This is a genomic window from Winogradskyella sp. R77965, assembly GCF_044594915.1.
In the GTDB taxonomy this organism is placed as follows: domain Bacteria; phylum Bacteroidota; class Bacteroidia; order Flavobacteriales; family Flavobacteriaceae; genus Winogradskyella.
This window is the reverse complement of the sequence record NZ_CP138990.1, coordinates 182,503-207,330: the sequence shown is the minus strand read 5'-3', so window position 1 is coordinate 207,330 and position 24,828 is coordinate 182,503. Positions and strand designations below refer to the sequence as shown.

The 24,828-nt window shown below is 33.3% G+C and carries 17 protein-coding genes; 9 read left to right on the top strand and 8 right to left on the bottom strand.

Annotated elements, in window-relative coordinates; genetic code table 11:
- The first annotated feature begins 657 nt into the window (after nucleotides 1-657).
- Together SJY34_RS00935 and SJY34_RS00930 are read left to right on the top strand one after the other, a co-directional pair.
- The gene (locus SJY34_RS00935) at nucleotides 658-8,889 is read left to right on the top strand and encodes a T9SS type B sorting domain-containing protein (RefSeq protein ID WP_400078048.1); all 8,232 of its coding nucleotides are present in this window, start codon (nucleotides 658-660) and stop codon (nucleotides 8,887-8,889) included.
- A gap of 124 nt (nucleotides 8,890-9,013) precedes the next feature.
- Nucleotides 9,014-9,463, top strand: a complete 450-nt coding sequence (locus tag SJY34_RS00930) for a hypothetical protein (RefSeq protein WP_400078046.1) — start codon at nucleotides 9,014-9,016, stop codon at nucleotides 9,461-9,463.
- 14 nt (nucleotides 9,464-9,477) lie between these two features.
- Here the strand turns inward: SJY34_RS00930 and SJY34_RS00925 are convergent, their stop codons facing one another.
- Both SJY34_RS00925 and recQ read right to left on the bottom strand, forming a co-directional pair.
- The gene (locus SJY34_RS00925; protein WP_400078044.1) at nucleotides 9,478-10,014 is read right to left on the bottom strand and encodes a hypothetical protein; all 537 of its coding nucleotides are present in this window, start codon (nucleotides 10,012-10,014) and stop codon (nucleotides 9,478-9,480) included.
- Nucleotides 10,015-10,043: 29 nt separating this feature from the next.
- Nucleotides 10,044-12,245, bottom strand: coding sequence for a DNA helicase RecQ (gene recQ / locus SJY34_RS00920; RefSeq protein ID WP_400078042.1), 2,202 nt, complete (start codon nucleotides 12,243-12,245; stop codon nucleotides 10,044-10,046).
- Nucleotides 12,246-12,465: 220 nt separating this feature from the next.
- Here recQ and SJY34_RS00915 point away from each other — a divergent pair, with 220 nt between their 5' ends.
- The 5 genes from SJY34_RS00915 (at nucleotide 12,466) to SJY34_RS00895 (ending at nucleotide 16,491) form a co-directional block, all read left to right on the top strand.
- Nucleotides 12,466-13,431, top strand: coding sequence for an SIS domain-containing protein (locus SJY34_RS00915; RefSeq protein WP_400078040.1), 966 nt, complete (start codon nucleotides 12,466-12,468; stop codon nucleotides 13,429-13,431).
- Nucleotides 13,431-14,255 (top strand): twin-arginine translocase subunit TatC, encoded by an 825-nt coding sequence (gene tatC, locus SJY34_RS00910; protein WP_400078038.1) that lies wholly within the window; start codon nucleotides 13,431-13,433, stop codon nucleotides 14,253-14,255. The genes SJY34_RS00915 and tatC overlap by 1 nt, the downstream gene beginning before the upstream one ends.
- A 3-nt stretch (nucleotides 14,256-14,258) precedes the next feature.
- Nucleotides 14,259-14,615, top strand: coding sequence for a carboxymuconolactone decarboxylase family protein (locus SJY34_RS00905; protein WP_400078037.1), 357 nt, complete (start codon nucleotides 14,259-14,261; stop codon nucleotides 14,613-14,615).
- A gap of 73 nt (nucleotides 14,616-14,688) precedes the next feature.
- Entirely contained in the window at nucleotides 14,689-15,429 is a 741-nt protein-coding gene (lptB, locus tag SJY34_RS00900) for an LPS export ABC transporter ATP-binding protein (RefSeq protein ID WP_400078035.1), read from the top strand.
- A gap of 96 nt (nucleotides 15,430-15,525) precedes the next feature.
- Nucleotides 15,526-16,491 (top strand): carboxypeptidase-like regulatory domain-containing protein, encoded by a 966-nt coding sequence (locus SJY34_RS00895; RefSeq protein WP_400078033.1) that lies wholly within the window; start codon nucleotides 15,526-15,528, stop codon nucleotides 16,489-16,491.
- Between the two features lie 33 nt (nucleotides 16,492-16,524).
- Here the strand turns inward: SJY34_RS00895 and SJY34_RS00890 are convergent, their stop codons facing one another.
- From SJY34_RS00890 to SJY34_RS00880, 3 genes are read right to left on the bottom strand one after another with little or no spacing between them, the layout of a single operon-like run.
- On the bottom strand, nucleotides 16,525-17,121 hold the full coding sequence (locus SJY34_RS00890) for a hypothetical protein (RefSeq protein ID WP_400078031.1): 597 nt from the start codon (nucleotides 17,119-17,121) through the stop codon (nucleotides 16,525-16,527).
- A 4-nt stretch (nucleotides 17,122-17,125) separates the two neighbouring features.
- Nucleotides 17,126-17,938 (bottom strand): TerC family protein, encoded by an 813-nt coding sequence (locus SJY34_RS00885; RefSeq protein ID WP_400078029.1) that lies wholly within the window; start codon nucleotides 17,936-17,938, stop codon nucleotides 17,126-17,128.
- A gap of 26 nt (nucleotides 17,939-17,964) precedes the next feature.
- Entirely contained in the window at nucleotides 17,965-18,723 is a 759-nt protein-coding gene (locus SJY34_RS00880) for a CDP-alcohol phosphatidyltransferase family protein (RefSeq protein WP_400078027.1), read from the bottom strand.
- A gap of 143 nt (nucleotides 18,724-18,866) precedes the next feature.
- On the opposite strand from SJY34_RS00880, the gene SJY34_RS00875 reads away from it, so the two are divergent.
- Complete coding sequence (locus tag SJY34_RS00875) at nucleotides 18,867-19,937, top strand: PorV/PorQ family protein (RefSeq protein WP_400078025.1); 1,071 nt, start codon at nucleotides 18,867-18,869, stop codon at nucleotides 19,935-19,937.
- An 8-nt stretch (nucleotides 19,938-19,945) separates the two neighbouring features.
- On the top strand, nucleotides 19,946-21,118 hold the full coding sequence (locus SJY34_RS00870) for a DUF4105 domain-containing protein (RefSeq protein WP_400078023.1): 1,173 nt from the start codon (nucleotides 19,946-19,948) through the stop codon (nucleotides 21,116-21,118).
- A 2-nt stretch (nucleotides 21,119-21,120) separates the two neighbouring features.
- On the opposite strand, the gene SJY34_RS00865 is transcribed toward SJY34_RS00870, so the two are convergent.
- From SJY34_RS00865 to SJY34_RS00855, 3 genes are read right to left on the bottom strand one after another with little or no spacing between them, the layout of a single operon-like run.
- Nucleotides 21,121-22,515 (bottom strand): exopolysaccharide biosynthesis polyprenyl glycosylphosphotransferase, encoded by a 1,395-nt coding sequence (locus tag SJY34_RS00865; protein ID WP_400078021.1) that lies wholly within the window; start codon nucleotides 22,513-22,515, stop codon nucleotides 21,121-21,123.
- Between the two features lie 35 nt (nucleotides 22,516-22,550).
- Complete coding sequence (locus tag SJY34_RS00860; RefSeq protein WP_400078020.1) at nucleotides 22,551-23,561, bottom strand: glycosyltransferase family 4 protein; 1,011 nt, start codon at nucleotides 23,559-23,561, stop codon at nucleotides 22,551-22,553.
- Nucleotides 23,524-24,819 (bottom strand): O-antigen ligase family protein, encoded by a 1,296-nt coding sequence (locus SJY34_RS00855; RefSeq protein ID WP_400078018.1) that lies wholly within the window; start codon nucleotides 24,817-24,819, stop codon nucleotides 23,524-23,526. Before SJY34_RS00855 ends, SJY34_RS00860 begins: the two co-directional genes overlap by 38 nt.
- Between the last annotated feature and the right edge of the window lie 9 nt (nucleotides 24,820-24,828).

Here is a 24,828-nt window from a genome sequence, read left to right as displayed (position 1 = left end):
TTATGTTAGAAGTCGGAAAAGAATGCGTAAGTATGAAATTTAGATAGTTAAACAAATGATACTTTCTCTTGTGTTTTTTATAAAATTTATTATTTGTTAAGAAAATATATTTCTCATAGCTCTTTTTTAATTAATTCTTAAAATGCCTTTTTGACCAGAGTAAAGAAAAAAGTTTGAATTTTCTTGGGACATTCATTTATCAGATTGTTTTAGTTATATAACCTTAATCACCTCCTAAAGGGGAAACTGATTTAGATATAGTATTAAACGAACTAAAATTAAGCCAAACAATTTTTCGCCCATATCTAAGGGAGATAATTAATAAATTAAAAGTAAACTGAGTAGAAAAATTAGTTTTATATAAACTTAAGATGAAACGTTTAAATGAATTATTTACCCAAAATCAGTATAGAGTTTAATTTCAAAAAAGTAAGTATATTCTTTAATATATAACAAAATTATGTATTTCATCGAAAATTATTAGCATTTTATCGATATTATTTTATATTTACGCCAGAAGAAGAGTCAATTAATAGTATTAAAAAAAGTCATGACGCGTTTATAATGTAATTGTACTGTTTTTGACTAGCATGAAACTATTGACTAATTCTTTTTCAAAGTACCTAAATAAGGGATAACTATTATACGCTATTAACCATGCAAACGATTAATTATAAAAAAGGGATAATACTTACGGTCTTTCTTTTACTATTAAGTATTATAGGCTACGCCCAAACATACGATCCTTTTACAGTTAGAAAGCAAATAGAAACAAAAGGCAGTATGTTGGTTATTGGAAATAATATTCTTGGGAAAGATAATCTACCCAGCAATGACAATTCCATAGACAACCAAGATATATCAATGCAATACATAGACATTGATAATGACCCTACTACGTTTAGCTCAAGTAGCGCAGATTTTATATTTCCTTTGCACGATGATGGCAGCGCAACCACTTGTTATGGAGTGGCGTATGCAGGTTTATATTGGGGAGCTATGTTACAAGATGGAGATCGGTCTAACATTAGCAATGTAAAATTTAAATTACCAGGTAGCACTTCTTATATAGATATTGCAGGAGAATTGATCTATGATGCTATAGGTAACCCAATAATTTCTGAAAGTGGAGAACCAGGGAATACGCCATATGCAGCATACGCTGATGTTACAGACTTATTAGATGGATTAAGCGATATAGAAGGTACCTATAGTGTAGCAAATGTTATTTCGAGCGAAGGCACTAATTTTTCCACAGGATTATCTGCAGGATGGACATTAGTTGTTATTTATGAAGATCAGGATCTACATATGAAGTCATTCACCACATTTGATGGGTTTAGTCATATTTTTAACGGTCATTTTGAAGAGATTCCTGTTACCGGATTTACAACACCACCCGGTGGACATATTGATTTACAGTTTGCTTATGCTGTGTTGGATGGTGATAAAAATAATAGAGCCACAAAACTTGAAATAAATAATAAAGAAGTTACTACACCTTTAAGAGGAGCTAATAAATTTTTTGGTGCTTTAATTGAAAATAATAACGGAATCGTACTCCCACGAAACCCATCGGGAACGAACACATTGGGCTATGATACCGGTTATTTAGAAATCTTAAATTCTGAACCTGAATATGTAAGGCATAACGATACTTCTGCTTCTTTTACTCTTCAAGTTGCTCGTGGACAAGCAGATCCTCTATTCTCTTTTTTTAGTGCATTTGCAGTAGATATAATTTCCCCAGAAATTACGCTAGTCAAAATTGTTGAAGATGAATTTGGAAATGAGATAAATGGAAATAATGTAATTCTTGGGCAAAATTTATTTTATGAAATCAGTTATCAAAATACAGGTAATGAAGACGTCACAAACTTTACTATAACTGATATTTTACCTGAGAATGTCATTTTTGATCCGTTAACAGATTTTGATTTAAGTAATTCAGGTGGTGCTACCGTACAATCTTATGACCCAGCAACACGCACGATAATATTTTCAATACCAGATGGGTCTGTTGAAGTTGGAGATCCCAAATTTGTAATTAGAATTGCTGTACAAGTCGTACTGAATTGCTACGATGTAAGTCAAGCATGTTCTAACGAAATTTCTAATCAGGCTTTTGCCGATTATGAAGGTGCTCTTAGTGGTATTCCTGTTAGTGACGAAGGTAGTTATACAGAAGAGGAGTGCTTTGGATTGCCTCAACCAACAAATTTTTTAGTAGATATTTCGAACTGTAATTTTGAACGAGATGAAGTATTATGTGGAACAAGTGTTAACTTGGAAGCTGCTAGTGGTTATGATTCTTATTCTTGGTCGAACAGTCCAACAGGATCACCTGTTATTGGAACAAATCAAATATATACTGCCACAGAACCTGGGACCTATTATGTTACAAATACGGTTGTTGCCAATTGTATATCTATTGACGAAGTCATAAATGTTGTCTTATTTGGAGACACGCAAACAAACCCAATTATTCCTTTTGCCGATGAAGTTGTAACTTGTCCTAATGACGGCAAACCTTTGCCAAATATATTTTTATGTGGTGCAAATGATACAAGAAATATTTTAACTGGGATTAGTGATGCGGCTTCTATTATTTGGGAACAACTAGACGAAACTAGCTGCCCAGCAGTTTCAGATGCCGATTGTGCTAATGAAGATAATACCTGTACTTGGAATCAAGTAGGAACTGGATCCGATTATGAGGCCAATACAGCTGGTCAGTTTAGACTAGTTATCAATTATACTGGAGGCTGCTTCAGTATCTTTTACTTTAATGTTTATCAAAACTTATTAAACCCTACTGCAATAGCTCAAGATATCATTTGTGATACTTCAGGTCAAATAACAGTCAATGGAGTTCCTAGTGGCTATGAGTATAGTATTGATGGTACCAATTATCAATCGAGTCCTATTTTTGCTGTAAATAGTGCTGGATATTATATCATATATATTCGACAAATAGGTGTAGACACTAACCCTTGTATTTTTCAAACTCCAGAGGTTCATGTTCAAGAGCGAGATTTTACCGTAACTACAAATATTACACAACCAGATTGTTATGGGGAATTTGGAGGCATAAGTTTAGCAATAAACAATGCGCTTCCACAATATTATTTTAGCATATATCAAGGAGGTACATTAGTCAATAGTGTTGGTCCTACAAATAGTAGCGATTACGAATTTAACTCTTTAAATGCAGGTTCTTACACAATTAACGCCAGTACAGATGATGGATGTGTTTACACTGAAGATATTGAAATTATAGCACCACCATTGCTTAGTGTAACAGCTGCAATTACAACACCTCTAACATGTGATGATGGTGAAATCACTATTTATCCAGAAGGTGGAACACCACCATACTTTTACTATATAAATAGTACAACAGACTTCCAGTCTTTTCCAGAATATGAAGTCACTGCAGGAGGAACTTATAATATAACGATCGTAGATACCAATAACTGTAGTGCAAGCACTTCTATTATTGTAGATAGCTTCCCAGAACCTGAGTTTACTATTGCGCCAACAGATATTCTTTGTGGAGACCCAGGAGATACAGGAACATTAACGGTCAATGTTACAAATGCAAATGGCTCTAGTATTCAATATAGTATCGATAATGGTGTTACATTTTTCAACTCGAATGTTTTTAATGGACTTACCGCTGGAGATTATAATGTGATTCTTCAATATAACATAGCAAACGCTACTTGTTTGACAGATCCACAAACTGTCGCTATAACCGCAAATACAGCGATATCAGGAACTGCTGAATTAACAACACCATATTCATGTTTAAACTCAGGGACTATTACAGTAACCTCTGTAGCTGGAGGCGATGCCCCTTATGAATACAGTATTGATGGTATTAACTTTCAAAATAGTAACACATTTAATGGCCTAGACCAAGGCTCTTACACTATTATTATAAGAGATGCCAACGATTGTACATCAATTACCAATGAAGTTATACTTGAGGCTTTAGACCCACCAACAGATATAGAGTTAGACAGCTCACCTGTTACTTGTCCTTCAAATACTGCTGATATTACGATTACATCTACAACTGGAGGTACTGGAACTTTAGAATATCAAATCATTGCTCCGAGCACAGCCGCAACAGCATATCAATCTTCGACAACGTTTTCTGGTTTAGAACCAGGTACATATACCTTCCAAATTAGAGATGAAAATGACTGTACGTATAGCGAATCCTATACTATTGATCCAATTACAAGCCCTACGTTAAATGTAGTTTTAACTGAAATCTTGGATTGTACGGCATCACCTGATGCCGTTTTAACAGGAACTATAACAGGAACCGCACCTTATACCTATGCTGTTTCATTTAACGGTGGAGCTTATACCAATTTAGGAACAACAGGCACACCTTTTACTTATACAACATCCAATGATGGAACGTATCAATTTCAAATTACTGATGCTAACGGATGTATGGCAGAATCATCCGATATTATCGTACAACCTCTATCACCACCCGCTTTAAGTTTAGTGGTAGAAAGTCAGCCAATACTTTGTAATGGCGATAGCAACGGAGCCATAGAAATAACTATTGATAATTCAGTCGGAACACCTCCATTTGAAATTAACATAAATAACGACACTACAGGTACAGATTTTGGCACCCAAAGCTCAGGATTACCGGCCGGAACATATACGGTAACGCTAACAGATTCAAAATCATGTACAGCTACTGAAACCATAACAATTAATGAACCAAACCCAATTGCAGTAGATTATGATGCCGTTGATATTACTTGTGATGCAAGTGGCGTTTCCCAAGGGTCTGTTATTATTAATTCTGTTGCAGGTGGAACTGCTCCTTATAATTATTTTGTAACAGGAACGAATGGATATTCTAATTCTGAACTAAATACTACAGGTTCAACTTCTGTAAGTTTTGATGTCGTTGATTTTGGGTTATATCAAATAAATATTGTAGATGCTAATGGCTGTTCTCTCCTCATTCAGGATGTACTTGTGGCATCACCTCCAACCGATTTAGATATTAACATTTCATCTATAGTAGATTGTACTACTGGTGGCGAGGCTACAGTAAGTATTGGATCTACACTGGTAAGTAGTGGACCATTTTTCTTTAGTATATATCAAGGTCCGACATCGATATATCCTAATCCGTCCGGTTCTTGGTTACCAGAAGATTCACCAGGAAGTCAATCAGCAGTATTTACTGGTCTCACACCTGGTGTAACGTACACGTTTATCGTCTATGACCAATCTACGAATTGTAGTTACTACGAACCTGCATCAACACCAATACCAACAAACTCTACATTAACTACAACCGCTTTAACCTCAAACAACATTACCTGTACTGGAAGCGCTGATGGAAGTGTTTCATTTACTATAAACAATGGTTCTAGCGCAAATATAAATGTGACTTACGAAATTTTTGATTCTTTAAGTTTCAGTTCCACCGGAATAACTGGTAACGGAACTGTACCGGCAAACGGTATATTAAATGTGTCTGATTTAGGTCCTTTACCATTCGGAAACTATTTTGTAAATATTACCGAGACCTCTGGAACTAATGCTGGTTGTGGAGTAATTACCGAAACTTTTAATATCACAGAATCAGCGATACTTCTAAATTTATCGGTCTCAGTTGATCAAAATGCTAATTGTAGTCCAAACTCTGGTGCAGTAAGTGCTATTGCACAAAACGGAACGGCACCATATATGTATCAAATTACAACGAGTGCTACTGCGCCAAACGCTTCGGATACAAATTGGACATCAAATAGTGTATTTAATGTTGATGCTGGAGACTATTATGTGTATGCAATTGATGCTTATGAATGTATTATATCAAGTGCATTAACCGTTGTTCCAGCAGATCCAACACCTGTAATCTCTGCGATTGTAGATAATCAGTGTACCGTCGATGAAGGTGAATTTGAGATTGATGTTACTTTAGATACTGCTGGTGTTCCACCATACAGCTATAGTATTGATGGTGGTGCGTACCAGACTATGACCGCTCCATTTACAATTTCAAATTTATTTTCAGGAGCGCATACCATAGAAATTCAAGATGCTAACGGTTGTGGAAACCTAGTTTCTATAGATATAGTGGCTCCTCTTTTTATAACACCTGAGGCCACAGCAATACCAACATGTAATAATGATGATGGTGAAATAACACTAACAACCACAGGCGGTTCTGGAACATATACTTATAGTATTTCGCCAAATCCAGCATCCATTAGTCTTGGTAGCAATGTGTTTTCGGGAGTACCATCAGGATTATACACTATTACGGTTACCGATACGGCGACGTCTTGTACAGAAGAAGTAACAATATCATTACCAGAAGCCACGATTCCGACTTTCACATTAACTCCAGCAGAGGTGACTTGCTTTGGAGATAACTCTGGTTCGTTTGACATTAATATCACAAACTATACAGGAACTTATACCTATGAAGTTTTTGATAGCTCAAATACGTCAGTCACTGGCTTAGTAAATGCAAATACATCTACAAACCCAGTAACTGTTGCAGGTATGGAGGCAGGAACTTTTACGGTAGTTATTACCGAAACTGCGATACCTTTTTGTAGTAACACATCAGACGTTGTAATTGCTTCGCCAACTGAGGCTTTAGCACTTTCAATTTCTGAAACTTCAAATGTAACTTGTAATAATAACGAAGGTACCATTTCTGCTATTGCCACTGGTGGCTGGGGAAGTTATGAATATGAGTTAACTGGTGATGCCATTGTTCCATATTCTTCAGAAAACGTATTCACAGGCTTATCTGCCGGATCTTATACCGTTAATGTTAGAGATGCCGGAGGATGTATCGTTTCAGAAACTATTACGCTTAGTGCACCAACACCTATTGATGCAACATTTACACCTAATATGACTACACTGGCCTGTTTTGGAGATCAAAACGCAAGTATTACTGTAAATAATGTTACTGGTGGGCAAGGAAGCAACTATAGTTATACTCTCAATACACTATCGCCAGTTGCAAGTTCTTCTGGACCTCAGCTATCTAACGTCTTTCAAAACTTGGGTGCAGGAACATATTCGGTTACCATTAAAGATGGTTATGACTGTGAATTTTCATCTTTAGATATTATTATTAGTGAACCAACTCCAATCGAGGTAAGTTTAGTAAAAGCAACCTCTCAGACCTGTTTAAACGAATCTACACTAACACTTAGTGCAACAGGTGGCACAGGAATATATACTTATAGTGATGATAGTAGTTTTACAAATATATTAGGTACATTTTCATCTTCGACTACATTCTCTGTTCCAGATGGAACATATTCTTATTACGTTAGAGACGCTAATGGCTGTGAGGCCAATGCTTCTAATGAAATAACGATAGAGCCATTACCTGAATTAACAGTAACGCTAGAAACTTCAAATCTTTATATCAACTGTTCTGGAGATAACAATGGTTCAATATCTGCAACGGCATCTGGTGGACTAGGAAACTATATCTATACCTTACAAGATGGATCTGGTAATGCACTAACTGCAACTCAAGGCAGTCCAGGATATTTTACGGAATTATTCGCTGGTGACTACATAGTTCTTGTAGAAAGTGGAGATTGTAATATCACCTCAGCACCAATTAGTATTACGGAGCCAACAGCACCTTTAGAGGCGACCATAGAAGTTAACAACGTTACGTGTAGCGGTCAAAATAACGGTTCGGTTGAAATTACCCCAACAGGTGGAACAGGCCTTATAAAATATGCCATCTCTCCACAACTTAATCAATTCTTTGAAACTAATAGTTTTGAAAATTTAGGACCTGGTGATTATGAGTTAATTGTTCAGGATCAACTTGGGTGTTTTTTAACTTTAGATTTCACCGTTACCGAACCAGAGCTTGTTATTATAAGTATTATTGCAGATTCAATTTTCCCAGAGGTATGTGAAGGTGATCAGAATGGTGAATTTAGTATTGACATTTCAGGTGGTACGCTTCCGTATAGTGTTAGTTTGGATGATTACGATGGTGTTTATACAACAGGAACTGCAACGCAAACAGAATTTGATTTCACGGATTTAGAAGGCGGTGACCATATTGTTTACATAAGAGATGGAGAAGATTGTGAATCTGAATGGAATATCACATTCCCTGAATCTGTTAGTATTAATCCTGAAGTTAGTGTTGAAACGGCTTGTGATGATAACAATAGTATTAGTATTGTGACCGTGAGTGTAGATGATTCTATTACTGACCCTCTTGATTTAGATTATTCGCTTAATGGAGGACCATACCAAGCTAGCAATATCTTTGAGAATGTTCCTGCTAGGACTGATCAGTATATAGAAGTAAGACATACAAATGGCTGCATCCAAATTACCGACTTTTTTGATATTGAAAGTTATGACACTGTTGAATTAACACTAGAAAATGGAGGTCTTAATGAAATTATAGCCAATGCTACAGGTGGAACTGGAGATTATACCTTTACGATGGATGGAGAGGATTACGGCAGTGAAAATACTTATATTATAAATAAAACAGGTACACACGTAATAACAGTTTCTGATAGCAGTGGATGTTTTGCTACAGCACAAATTGAGTTGGAGTTTATAGATATTTGTATTCCTAATTGGTTTACACCAAATGGTGATGGCGAATATGATACTTGGGCACCAGGTTGTACCGAAAATTACCCTAATCTCACATTCGACATTTTTGATAGGTATGGTCGTAAAGTCGCTACTTACCGTGTTGGTGAAGCTTGGGACGGTAGATACAATGGCCAAGAATTACCTACTGGAGATTACTGGTACGTCGTTATGACCAATGACACTATAGACAGGGAATTTGTCGGGCACTTTACATTATATAGGTAAGACTATTAAAAATAATTAAAGTTCAAGTTATCCCAAAAAATCTAATATGTTTATTGCACAAATTGAAAAGAAGTTTTATTGAGAATTGATTTATAAAAGCTAGTTTTGCCTAAATTAAAATTTCATGGGATTTTCTTTATCAAAACTTTTTGGATCTAAAACATCTGAAGCAAAATCACAATCTGATGATACTGTTGAAGCCATTATAAACGACGTTCAAAATAAACCCTATGGAGTTGCTGAAAATAATGTGCTTTTTGCTGGATTGAATGAATTAGGTGGTTATTTGTTCTTCCAAACCGTTATAGTTGGTCAATTACACGTAAAATCTAAGACAGGCGCTAAACTTTTTTTTATTGGTGAGAACTTTAAATTAGAATTAGATTCTGACTCATTAGAATTTGAATCTGATCATTCTGATATTAAAGGTAGAAGTGTTACAAAGATTGATTTTCAGGTTGAAGAAAGTGATATTAAACAATTGGAAACTGCAACACTAAAAAGTATTCAGTTGAAAGTTAAAAACCATGATATTTTATTTACTAAATATGTTGTTTCTGATGAAGAGGAATAATATCCAATATAGTATTATACAATATATTGATCGTTAACAAATTTAGACTTTAAATAATTCAACCTTCCTGTTAGAAAATCTCTTTCTTGTCTTGTTAATTGATCAATCATAATTTTAATATTCAACTGATTGGAAAAGACCATTACAACATAATGAAAACCTCCGCTTGCACCATCATTAGAAGCAGGATCATTATATTCTACCTTTACGTGCTTAAAGTTCTTTGTTTTACGTTTTCTAACATATGGTAGCAAACCATATCGCACCTTAATATATTCTTTAGAAAATTGAATTTTAGTTTTAGTATGAAATACAATAGTAAAAATTATAGTAAGGATAAGAATAAGACTTAAAAGCACAATAGAAACCGTTTCAGATGCTTTGCTTAATAAAAATCCTGTAATTGCAATAGCACCTCCGAATAACAAATAACGAAGAAAGGTAACTACATTCCATCTGAATCTATATCCTGGAACTAGTAAAAGATATAAATCAGTAGATAATTCAAGAAGCTCTATACTGGAGTCTTTTAGTTTATTAGGGTTAACCATGTAAACATTATTGATAAAACTCAGTTTTTTTAATTTGCCACCTCACTCATAAACTTTATACGATACAATCGTAGCTCTTCATCATCATAATCACCATCAAATTCTTCAATAGCATCATCAATTTTATCACTTTCAGATTCCATAAAGTAATCATGAATTTCTTCTTGTTGATCTTCGTCTAAAATCTCATCAATCCAGTAATTGATATTTAACTTAGTTCCAGAAAACACAATTGACTCCATCTCTTTTATAAAATTGGGCATTTCCATACCTTTGGCTGAAGCAAGCTCGTCTAGTCGTAGTTTTCTATCTACGTTTTGAATAATGTAAAGCTTTAGTGCAGAATTCGACCCTGTGGATTTTACAACCATATCATCTGGTCGCATAATATCATTATCTTCTGCATAATCAGCAATTAAAGCAACAAAATCGTTTCCATACTTTTTTGCTTTACTTTCACCTACACCATGTACGTTAGAAAGTTCTTCAATGGTTATAGGGTACTTTAGTGCCATATCCTCTAGAGAAGGATCCTGAAAAATAACAAATGGTGGTACACCCAAACTTTTAGCGTTACGCTTACGCAAATCTTTGAGCATTACCATCAATTTTTCGTCTGCAACTCCACCTCCACCTTTAGTATTGGTAACAATTCCGTCATTAGAACCTTCATCAAACACATGGTCTTCTGCCATCATAAATGATTCTGGTTTCTTAATAAAATCGTTTCCGCTAGGGCTTAACCTTAGGACACCATAAGTTTCAATGTCTTTCTTTAAGTATCCAGCAACAAGCACCTGTCGGATAAGTGCCATCCAATAGCGTTTATCTTTATCTTTACCAACTCCAAAGAAATCTTGAGTGTCAGTTTTGTGCGAAGAGATAAGGGCATTTGCTTCTCCTACCAACACCTGAACTAAATCTTTAGATTTATACTTTTCATTGGTTTTTTGTACAGTTTCTAAAAGTGTTTTAACATCATCCTTAGCTTCAACTTGTTTTTTAGGATTACGGACGTTATCGTCCATATCACCACCTTCACCTGTTTCATTGTCGAATTCTTCTCCAAAATAATGAAGTATAAATTTACGTCTAGAGACTGAAGTTTCGGCAAAAGCAACTACTTCTTGTAACAGCGCATGCCCAATTTCTTGTTCAGCAACAGGTTTCCCAGACATAAATTTTTCAAGTTTCTCAATATCTTTATAAGCGTAATATGCTAAACAGTGTCCTTCACCTCCATCACGTCCTGCGCGCCCTGTTTCTTGATAATAGCTTTCTATACTTTTAGGAATATCGTGATGAATCACAAAACGTACATCTGGTTTGTCAATTCCCATTCCAAAGGCAATAGTTGCAACGACTACATCTGTATCTTCCATTAGGAACATATCTTGATGTTTTACTCTTGTTTTGGCATCTAAGCCTGCATGATAAGGCACTGCCTTTATTCCATTAACCTGAAGTGCTTGTGCTAATTCCTCTACACGTTTGCGACTTAAACAGTAGACGATACCAGATTTCCCTTCATTCTGTTTCACAAAACGAATAATATCTGCATCTACATTCTTAGTTTTTGGTCGTACCTCATAATATAAGTTTGGTCTGTTAAATGAGGCTTTAAAAGTCACCGCATCTGGCATTCCCAAGCTCTTTAAAATATCTTCTTGCACCTTTGGAGTTGCAGTGGCAGTTAATCCAACAATAGGAATATCGTCTCCAATGCGTTTAATAATCGTTTTAAGATTTCTATACTCTGGTCTAAAATCGTGCCCCCATTCACTAATACAATGTGCTTCATCAACAGCCATAAAAGAAATTTTGACTGTTCTTAAGAACTCTACATATTCTTCTTTTGTCAAGGACTCAGGAGCTACATAAAGTAATTTGGTAATCCCACTAGTAATATCATCTTTAACACGTTTTACTTCAGTCTTATTTAAAGACGAATTTAAAACGTGCGCAACACCTTCGTGTTCAGACACGGCCCTAATAGCATCCACCTGATTTTTCATTAAAGCTATAAGTGGAGACACCACAATAGCTGTACCTTCTTTAATTAAAGCTGGTAGTTGATAACATAATGATTTACCACCACCAGTAGGCATAATAACAAACGTGTTATTTCCTTCTACGACGTTTTCTATAACTTCTTCTTGAAGACCTTTAAATCCTGAAAATCCAAAGTATTTTTTTAGTGAAGCGTGTAAGTCAATTTCTGCAATACTCATTAATCCCTATTACTATTTTATATATATTTATTCTGTAAAAACTAAATTTTCGCCTTGAAAAATGCAAAATTTAGTTTCACATCATTAACCATTTTATTAGGCCATAAATTTCTTTCATTAGGCTTTTTAAAATTTCCTAATGAAAAAATTCATGTACTTTTGCAATAAGCTTAAAGATAACAAATTCTTTATATCTAAAAAACTCAATAAAAAATAAGTTTTGAACACCACGCATTCCATTTTAAACACTGCAAAAAGCACCATAAAATTAGAGAGCAAAGCCATAAATCATTTATCAGAATTACTAACTGAAGATTTTGCCAAGGCTGTAGAATTAATCTATAACTCTAAAGGACGTGTTATTATTACTGGTATTGGCAAAAGTGCCATTATTGCCAATAAAATAGTAGCGACTTTGAATTCTACTGGTACACCAGCAATTTTTATGCATGCAGCAGATGCTATTCATGGAGATCTTGGATTAATTCTTAAAGATGATGTTGTCATCTGTATTTCTAAAAGCGGAAATACTCCAGAAATAAAAGTTTTAGTGCCGCTTATTAAAAATGCTAAGAATAAAATGATTGCAATTACTGGCAACAATAAATCGTTCTTAGGAAAGCAAGCCGATTATGTGCTTAATACTTTTGTCGAACAAGAAGCCTGTCCAAATAATTTGGCTCCAACGACCAGTACCACTGCGCAACTTGTAATGGGAGATGCTTTGGCTATTTGCTTACTAGAATTACGAGGATTTTCTAGCAAAGATTTTGCAAAATATCATCCTGGAGGAGCACTTGGCAAACGCTTATACCTTAGAGTTAATGATTTATCTTCTCAAAACTTAAAACCTCAAGTTGGCTTAGACGCCAGTTTAAAAGAAGTAATTGTAGAAATTACTGAAAAGATGTTAGGTGTAACAGCCGTAGTTGATAATGACAAGATTGTTGGTATTATTACGGATGGAGATTTAAGACGTATGCTAAGTAAAAGTAATGATATCACTGGTTTAAAAGCAAAAGACATAATGAGTAATAACCCAAGACGTATTGCTGAGGATGCTATGGCGGTTGATGCTAAAGAGGTTATGGAAGAATTTGGTATTTCTCAATTATTGGTAGAGCATGATGGTAAATATTCTGGAGTGGTTCATCTTCATGATTTAATAAAAGAAGGCATTATATAATGGTAAAAAAGAATATTGATGAGATGTCTTTTTTAGATCATCTTGAAGATTTAAGATGGCATTTAATAAGAGCTGTAGCTAGTGTAGTTATAGCAGCTACTTTAGCTTTTATTTTTAAAGATTTCATTGTTGGAATTATAATGGCACCAAAACATATGAATTTTCCAACATATGTCGCGCTTTGTAATGCTTCAAAGTTTCTTGGTATGGATATGTCGTTTTGTGCTAACGAACTACCATTTGTAATTGAAGTTAGATCAGTTGGTGGTCAATTTTCTGCACATATTTGGACATCCATTTATGCTGGTTTAGTAATCGCTTTTCCTTATGTATTATACCAATTGTGGAGTTTTATCAGTCCAGGTTTACAAGATAACGAGCGTAAGAGCTCTAGAGGGTTCATATTAATAGCATCTCTACTTTTCTTTTTAGGTGTTGCTTTTGGATATTATGTAATAACACCTTTGTCGCTAAACTTTTTAACTAATTATACCTTTGCAGAAGAAGTCTCAAATGCTTTCGATTTAAGTTCTTATAATTCTATTGTAAGATCATCTTCTTTAGCTGCTGGTTTTGTTTTTGAATTACCAATACTGATATACTTCTTAACTAAAATTGGACTTGTAACTCCAAAATTTTTGAGAAAATACAGAAAATATGCTCTAGTCATAGTTTTGATTTTATCAGCCGTAATTACTCCGCCTGATATTGCAAGTCAAGTAATAGTAGCAGTACCAATTTTAATATTATATCAAGTAAGCATTTATATTTCTAAAGTAGTACTTAGAAATCAAAACAGAAAAAAATCAAAAGTTAAGTCTTAATCTATGTCTAATACAGTAAAAGAATTCAATGATTATCGAGCTAAAATGAATGATAAAATTTTAGCTGACAATAATAAAATTATAAAACGCATTTTTAATCTAGATACCAATGCTTTTCAAGAAGGTGCTTTAGACAAAAAAACTAAAGAGTTGCTAGGATTAGTGGCTTCAACTGTATTACGATGCGATGACTGTGTGAAATATCATTTAGAATCTTCGTATAAAGAAGGTTTATCTAAAGAAGAAGTTAGTGAAGCACTAGGTATTGCTACTTTAGTAGGTGGCACCATCGTTATTCCGCATTTGAGACGTGCTCACGAATATTGGGAAGCTTTAGAGGAGCACCATTCGCAAGGTTAAACTTTTTATAAATGACCGTCAAAGCGAATAGAATCTGTATGATTTTATTAAATTGAGCGTTCTTAGAAAAGATATGAAGTTACGAGCAGAACATTTAATGAAGGCCTATAGTGGTCGAAAAGTAGTAAAGGATGTTTCCTTAGAAGTTAACCAGGGAGAGATTGTTGGTTTGCTTGGACCTAATGGTGCTGGCAAAACAACTTCATTCTACATGATTGTTGGCATTATTAAACCTAACGGCGGAAATATCTTCTTAGACGACACCAACATCACTAAATATCCGATGTACAAACGTGCTCAAAACGGTATTGGCTATTTAGCACAAGAAGCCTCTGTATTTAGAAAATTGAGTATTGAAGATAATATTCTGAGTGTTTTGCAACTTACAAAATTGAGTAAGAAAGAACAGGAAGACAAAATGGAGTCCCTTATTGAAGAATTTGGTTTAGGGCATATTAGAACCAATCGTGGTGATTTATTGTCTGGTGGAGAACGCCGACGAACAGAAATTGCTCGTGCTCTAGCAACAGACCCTAATTTTATACTTTTAGATGAACCCTTTGCAGGTGTTGATCCAGTAGCTGTAGAAGATATTCAGCGAATTATCGCAAAACTCACTAAAAAGAATATCGGCATTTTAATTACCGACCATAACGTACAAGAAACCTTAGCGATTACTGATAGAACCTATCTAATGTTTGAAGGTAACATTCTTAAAGCTGGTAAACCTGAAGAGTTAGCAAGTGACGAAATGGTACGTAAGGTTTATTTAGGTCAGAATTTTGAGCTTCGAAAGAAGAAATTAGAATTTTAATAGCTTTCTCTTCAAGCTATATCGTTGTAAAACATAAGCATAGACAAAATTTTAAAGATAGTAATCAATAATTTAATGCATTCAGATACTAAATAAATGAATTTCAAATTACTTATTCTATCGTTATGCTTTCTAGTCAATTCTAGTATTGATAAAAGTCAAACTCTTATTACCGTTAATGATAAAGTAACAGAGCAACCTATTTCTTATGTGAATATTTCATTTGGAGATAATGATGGAATTTACACTAATGAAAATGGACAGTTTAACTTAAATCTCATAACAGCTGACAAAATGAATTTATCAGCTATTGGATATAAAACAAAAACTGTTATTTCGGATTCAATTATAAATCAAGTTATCTTTTTGAATCCTGAAAACACTCAACTAGAAGAAGTGATATTAGATAATACTCAGCGGAAATTTAAAACACAAAAAACAAAACCAATTAATGATAAGGATTATTTAAACTCTTATAGAAATCCAATTGGTAATGAAATTGCATGTTTTATAGAAAATAGGTTTAATGATAATGATGTTCAATTAAAATCTATAACTATTCCGTCTTATAATAAGACAATGGATTTAAAAGGACCAAGAAAACAGATTTTAAAGCGGCATCCTTTTTCCACTCTATATAAAATTAATTTTTATGAAGATGATAATGGACGTCCTGGTAATAATATAAAGACAGAAAATATTACGGTACTATTTAATGAGAAAACTGATAAATTAAAAATAAACTTAGAAGCTCATCAAATGTACTTATCAAAAACTGGTTGTTTTATATCCTTATTAAACTTAGGACCAGCTGACGAGAATGGTGTTTTAATACCTACTTCACCATTTTATGAAAGAAAAACGAAAAAAGGCACGTTTCAATTCCCAAAACACATTAGGCCTTATTTTCCTGTAAATTATCAAAAAAACGACCATCATACATACCAACGCACTACATTTGGAGCTAATAAAGATTGGAAAATATTCTACTTAAACAATTCAAAAATTGATAAGGTTAATAATATTAGTCTAGGACATGAACTTAAAATATTTGAAGAATAAAAGTGGATTCCTGCCTTCGCAGGAATGACAGAACTAACCACGTCGTCTTTCTAATAAAACCATCATCATAAAACCAAGAATAATTCTCTCTTTATCATCTTGGTCGATAGGTTTTAACTCTTTAAGTTCAAATTTTCTACCGAAGAATGATGGCTCTTTTTTCATTCTAACAATACTTTGACCTTTTAAATCAGTAACTACGTAAGATGGATTAAACAAATACCCTGTAAAACCACCAAGAATTGGTATTTGACCTAAAACAGAATCCAATACTTTAACCCAAGCATTTTCTTCTCTAATGTGGTATTGTAATTTTTGATGCTGATCTATAAGTTCGTAATGTGCTTTCCATATAGAAGCCCATCCTTTTCTTGCAATTTTCCCAATTTCTTTTCCCTCTGAATCTTTAAAACTATAGGCCGCTGAAAAATCTATCCATTTATCTGCATTAATTTTATAATTGAGGTTTGTTTTATTCTGATTATCAAAAATGCTAATATCCTCCTTTAGCTTAAACATCTTTTGTTTAACGTAGGCCACAGTTCTACCAGCAACGTCAGTTGCAGTAAAATCATTTGATAAGGTTGTGATATTGAAACTAAATTTTATTGGGAATTTAATATCCTTCATATAATTATTCTGAATTATTGTCACTAATTTCTTCTCTTATTAACTTTTTCTGATAGCGACCTTGCACGATATCAACAATTACCAATACTACAATAACAAAATAAAAGGTCGTTTTACTCATTGGTACAATCTCGTTTCCAAAGATTTTAAGATGTGCTAAGTGACCTCCTTCGGTAACTAACATTATACCAACTATAAATAAAATAAATAATCCTAGCACTTCGTACATTCTATTTTTAGCTAAGAATACAGAAATTCTATCTGCCATTAACAACATCAATAAACCACTCGCCACAATAGCTATTGCCATAACTATAAATGCTGTTGTCGAATTTTCTATTTCACTGGTTAAGCCTATGGCTGCTAAAATAGAATCGAAAGAAAAAACCAAATTCATAATCACAATACTTACAATCGCAGCATTGGCTGATTTTTTGCGCTTTGTATCTCCTTCAATATCATGATTTAAGTCTGAAGTAGAAATCATATGCCAAATCTCTTTTATTGCAGTATAAATAATAAATCCACCACCAACTAACACAATGATACTATGTCCATTAAAAGCAAATTTAAAGACATTTTCAATTTCGCCTGATAAGAATGAGAATGGTTCTTGAAAATATTCGATTACAGATACCAAAACGAACAGAAGAACAATTCTAAGTACAATTGCAATTAGAATACCTATTTTTCTGACTCGCTTTTGCTGATCTAAAGGTGCTTTTTTAGATTCTAAGGAGATGTAAAGCAAATTATCAAATCCTAAAACTGCTTGGAGCAATACAAGCATTAATAATGTAAAAAGAACTTCAGCCATAGTTTAGTAATTATTAGTAATAAATATTAGTGAATATGTTTTCTATCTAAAAACGATAGTATAATGTATAATGCAACAACTAACGGAATTGCTGCAAATTGAAGGATTATAAGCATTACAATACTTATAATTAAAAAGATATAACGCGTTGCATTCTTCTTAAAACTCCAGTCTTTAAATTTTAGTGCAAACAATTTTATATTAGAATTTAATAAATAACAGCTAGTAAGAGTTAAGACAATTAAGAACCACTTATTAATTATTATAGAATTCATTATATCATTATCCTGATATTCTAAAATTAAAGGTAAAGACAGAATCAATAAAGTATTTGCTGGTACTGGCAATCCTTTAAAGTAAGTTTGCTGGTCTTCGTCTATATTAAATTTTGCCAAGCGATAGGCTGAAGCTAATGGAATTAGTAAGCCTATTAATGGTAGATAAGAAACTTTAACTGAAGTCCATTTCATAGTTTCAGTCCAGCTTTCTTCAAAAGTCACAAAATCATTGACTCCAACTGACAATGCTATCAATTTCAACATAATAATCCCTGGCACTACTCCACTTGTTACCAAATCAGCTAATGAATCTAACTGAATACCGAGTGGACTTTGTACATTAAGTTTACGCGCCAAAAGACCATCAAAAAAATCGAAAAATATACCTAAAAAAACAAATAATGCAGCAACGACAAAATTGCCGTAAACCGCAAAAATTACAGCTATACAACCTGCAAATAAATTGAGAAGGGTTACGATATTAGGAATATGTCGTTTTAAACTCATAAACTTAATTTTTGTAAAAATAGAAAAGTATTTGAGTCTATACTTATTATTTTTTGAAATTGCCATAAAAGAAAACAATAAGAACCCACTTTTACAGTTAAATAGATAGAAAAATATTGTGCATCTTTGTAAAAATTTTGCTGTTGAAAAATTACTATGTAATTCTCTTAACACTTACTACGCTTATCGCTTCGGCTCAAACCGCAAGAAAATATTCTAATGAATTTATGAATATTGGTGTTGATGCTGCCGCTTTAGGTATGAGTAACGCTGTTGTGTCACAAACCTCTGACGTAAATTCTGGATATTGGAATCCAGCAGGATTAGTGCACCTTGAAGACAACCAGCTTGCGTTAATGCATAGTAGCTATTTTGCTAATATTGCAAACTATAATTATATCGCTTACGGAATGCCTTTAGACGATAAGAGTGCTGTTGGGATTTCACTTATTAGATTTGGTGTAGATGATATTTTAGATACAACACAATTAATAGATGATCAAGGCAATATTAATTACGATAGAATCAGTACATTCTCTACTGCAGATTATGGCTTAACTTTTTCTTACGCCAGAAAATTACCTTTAGATGGTCTCAATTTTGGTGTCAATGCAAAAATCATTCGTAGAATTATTGGTGATTTTGCATCTTCATGGGGTTTTGGACTCGACGCAGGAATTCAATTTGAAGGCAAAAACAATTGGAAATTTGGTTTAATGGCTAGAGATATCACTACGACATTTAATGCATGGTCTATAGACGAAGATAAATTTGAACAAATTAGCGGTGCCGTTGAAGGAGAAAACCAAGAATTGCCAGAGACTACAGAAATAACAATACCAAAATTACAATTAGGCATGTCTAAAAAATGGATTTTCAATTATGATTATTCGCTTTTAGCAGCAGCAAATTTAAATGTGAGGTTTGCTCAGAATAATGACATTATATCAACATCTTTTGCAAGTATTAATCCAGCATTAGGGTTTGAGTTTGGTTATACCGATTTGGTTTTTTTAAGGGCCGGAGCTGGTAATTTTCAGAATGAGATACAAATAGATAATTCTGAACAAGTCTCTTTTCAGCCCAACTTTGGTGTTGGTTTTAAGTACAAAGGTATTCAGATAGATTATGCCTTTACAGATATTGGTGACCAGAGTGCCGCTTTATATTCTAACGTTTTTTCATTAAAAATTGACTTTAGTGTCTTTAGATAGCGATGTATATGAAACTAAAATTCCTCTCTTTTATTTTCTTTCTTACTGTTACGATATCATCGGCTCAGGAATTTCAATTATCACCAGAATCAAAAATATCTGTCCTAACTATTGGGCCAGGTGAATCTTTAAATGACGCTTTTGGTCATAATGCTTTTAGAATACAAGATAGAAGTCTGGGGATTGATGTAACTTATGGTTACGGTGGATACGATTTTGAAGCTCCAAATTTCTATTTAAAATTTGCTCAAGGAAAGCTAAATTATCTTATTGATAGAATTAACTTTTCAGATTTTCATTATTACTATACAACGAGAACTAATCGCACTATTGAAGAACAAATTTTAAATCTCTCAACAAAAGAAAAACAAAAATTATTTGAATATTTAGAAAACAACTATAGACCTGAGAACAGAAGATATTTATACGATTTCTTCTATGATAACTGTGCTACACGGATTAGAGATGTTGCAAAAGTCTCATCTAATAACAATATCGAATTTATCCTACCAAAAAATTTCGAGCCAAAAACGTTTAGAGAACTCATCCATGAGCATGTAGGTATAAATACTTGGGGAAGTTTTGGAATTGATATTGCACTTGGTTCAGTCATTGATAGACAAGCCACTGCAACTGAACATATGTTTTTACCTAGATATATTCATACGTTTTTTGGGAGTGCAAAACTCAATTCTTCAGAATCTTTAGTAAAAAGTTCATCTATAATTTTTCAGGGAAAGGAAAGAAATCTGTCATCAAATTTTATCATAAGCCCACTAATGGTAATGGGATTGCTAGCACTGCTAATACTATTTATAACTTTTAAAGACTACAAAAATAATACAAGAAGTAAATGGTTAGATATTATATTATTTGCTACCACTGGTCTTGTTGGTGTATTACTTTTATTACTTTGGTTTGCTACGGATCATACCGCTACAGCATATAATTATAACCTCCTATGGGCTTTTCCATTAAATGTACTTGTTCTTGGTCAGTTAATGAGAAATCGAATAAAAAACTGGTTTAAAGGTTATTTAAAGTTTTCAATTATTATGAGTTGTTTGTTAACACTACACTGGATTATTGGAGTACAAGTATATGCCATAGGGTTAATACCAGTTCTAATAGCTTTAATAATAAGATACTTATACCTTTTAAGGTATTTTAGAGAAAGTTAATTTTACTGCCCTCTATAGTACAAAATAGTACTAAAGGTCTTTATAAAAATACTAATATCTAAGAATATACTTCTGTGTTTGATATAGAATAAATCGTATTGAAGTTTGGTTAAGCTATCTTCCACGGAAGAACCATATCTTGTTTTAACTTGTGCCCATCCTGTAAGTCCTGGTTTTATAATATGGCGAGTTTCATAGAAAGGTATGATTCGAGATAATTCATTAACAAAGAAAGGGCGTTCTGGCCTTGGTCCGATTAGGCTCATATCCCCTTTTAAAACATTATAAAATTGTGGAATCTCATCTATTCGGGAGCGTCTCAAAAACTTACCAAATGATGTAACTCTTTTGTCATCTTTTTTAGCCCATTTTACTCCATCTGTCTCGGCATTAACAATCATAGTTCTAAGTTTAAGTATTCTAAAAGGCTTACTGTTTTTACCAACGCGTTCTTGCGAATAAAATAAGGGTCCTTTATTGCCAAATAAATTTCCGATTAATATAAAAGGTACTAGTAATAAGCCAAGAACTAGACCAATAATTGAAAAAATGATGTCGGAAGTACGTTGAAAGAAGATATATAATTTATTTTCATTGCTTCTGCTGAAAGGAAAGTATTTATAAAAGTCTTTACCTACAAATTGAATTGGTACTTTATGAAGTTGCTCTTCGTAAACTTGACTATAATCTCTAATCTTAAAACCTCGCTCTAATAATAGCATTAAATTATGGTAGACTTCTACCATGATGGCTTCTGTATTAAAACTTGCAACTAACACTTCAGATATTTTTTCTTTTTCAATTGTATCTAAAAACTCTTTAGCCTTAAATTCTTTTAATCCTTTATATTTTACGGATTCGGGAGTAGATACTTCACTATTAATAAAACCAACTATTTTATAATTAGGATCTGAAGAATCTAGTGCATTCAATAATCCATCTATATTAGAAACTTCACCTACTAAAAGAACTCTCTTATAAAAACGTGGAGACTCTATTAGATTTATATAAATCGTTCGCCATAAAAGAATCGATAAAATAATAGTCATATAAAAATAGACTATCTGAATTCGTTCAACTGGTAAATAAGGAGACAGAACTGGTGTTAAAAGGTAAAATAATACAACTATAGAGGTAGCGACAACAACGTTTCTAAAAGTAGTGTCAAATCTACTGGCCTTTTGAAGATCGTATAGCTCGAAGATAGTACCAAAAATTGTAATATATACCGCCAAGAGAATCAGCGCGATAATATTATCCATATTGACTTGAAGGTATTCGAAATCAAAAAAAAGTCCTAAGACATAAACACCTAGGAATACCATGAATATGTCAACAATTCTAAGTAGAATCTTACGTTCAGATACTTCGAAATGTATTCCTTTTTTTTTGGTCATTATGAGGGATAGCTATGCGTAAATATAATTTATTTTTAAGATAATAGTTTAATCCAACTTTGCTTAAGTATACTCCAATCAAAATTTTCGGCTTTATATCGTGCATTTTTGATTAACTTATTTCTAAGGGTTTCATCATTCTGCAATTTGATAATTGCATTTGTCATTGCTTCTCTATTTTCCTTTGGTACAAGGAGACCTTCTTCGTTATTAATTATTAAATATGGCATACCGCCTACGTTAGTAGATACTACGGGTAAACCTAAGGCCATGGCTTCCATTACGCTTACTGGTGTGTTGTCGAAATTTGTGGTATTAATAAAAATATTATAAGACTTAGAAAGTTCTATCCATTCTGATTTTTTTAGTTTACCTGTGAACCTCACATTTAGATTTAATTCATTGGCTAAACTTTTTATCTCAGAAAATGAACCATCTGAGTCAGGCCCAACCATACAGAGTTCTGTATTGGGATAAAATTCTATTAAACTTTGCATGACATGAAGTGCTAATTTAGGATTATAGATTTCTGAGAACGAACGCACCCATAATAATTTTGGTGTATGGTATTCTCTTTCAGAAAACAAATATTCATCAATATTTAAAGAGTTTGGGATATGTTGCACATTTTTATATCCAAACTCATTAAATTTTTCTTTAAGAAATAGAGATGGAGATATATTTGCATAAGCATTGTTAAATATCATTTTGGACATTTTAATACTTGTTTTTAATCTCGTAGGTAAGTTCCCGCCATTTAACCTAGTTATATATTTTATACCTAAGATTCGACAAAGCTGGCTCACACTTAAAGCAAAATAAAAATTTAAAGTACTGTAAGTGTCAATAATAATATAATCTACCTTTTTTCTATATTTAATACACGCATATAGCATATCTATTAATCTAATCAGTTTGTAGTTATAGCTAGATGCATAATACAATTTATAACCTTCATGTTCTAACAACCCTCCAATTACACTTATGGCAGCTAAATTGCTTTTATTATTATTTAATTTGTTTCCTATGTATAGGAGGTTTTTCATAATATACATTTAAAAGTGCCAGGGCATAAATAAAAGCTGGAGCAGCTATACGCATGGAAGAATGATTTATTGTTGCGAACCAAAAGGTTAAAAGCGCATAGAAATAGTAATTTTTTTTATGTCTAGTTCTAAAGTCTAATGGTTTCAGTATTAAAATCAACAAAATAATAACACCTAACATTCCATGTTCAGCTAAGATTCTACTCACCTCATTATGAGATGTAATCCCTTGTCCTTCTATTTCAATACGCTGATCTTTTGCACGACTAGAGCCAATTCCAAAAAAGGGATTTGATAAAAACCCATCTATTTCTCCAAGGAATAAGTCCTTTCGTCCTGTAGATATGTCTTTTTTCTGCAGTCCTGCAGCATTTTGGTTTGCATATCGTTTTTCTGTTAAACCACCAGTCTGATTTGAACTGACAAACCAAGCCAATATTAAAGCACCAACAAAAAGCAAAAAAACGCCCATTATTTCATTCTTAACTTTAGCCTTTGCCTGTGCAAAATAATATAGTAAGAAAATAGCGATGCATAATACCCCAGCTACTACACCACCTCTACTTAATGTAACCACCGCTCTATAGGAAATAAATACTAAAAGTAATCCATTTAATAATCTTGTCCCGATAGTTACTGAGTTGACAAATAAACGCATCCCAACTAAGAACATACCAAGACCCAATGCTGTAGCAACTTGATTTGAACCAAAGCCTCCTGCCGCCTCACGATTGGATGCCGTACTATTTAAAATATCTTTTAAATCTGGTGCATAAAAATACACATAAGCGGTGTGTGTAATTATGGGAAGTAACATAAATAGTAAAATTTTGGACATTTGAGAGAACGTTACTTTTTTATCATAGCAAAATAATGCACATAAACCCAAGCATAATGGACCACTAAGTACAAAAGCAATATTTGTTCTAAAATTGGCATCAAAACTCAACGTAGTGGAAGCAACAAAAATAGATGGGACCAAAAACATTAAATAAATAAAATAGGGATAGCCTTTACCCGATATGCCTTTATAAAACATGCCAATTAAGATAAATCCTATCACTAAATACTTTCCTGATTCATAAGAGATAGCACCTCGCGTAGTCCTAAAAAACACCTCAGCTCCAACAAAATAGGCACAAGCCTTTAAAATTTCAAAAGTTATTTTGGAATTTCTGGCGGTAAAAATACGATATAGAAAATATAATAAAGCTAGAGCAAAATAGAGCTTTGACAGACTCTCATTTATAAAAATCAAAAGCCCCAA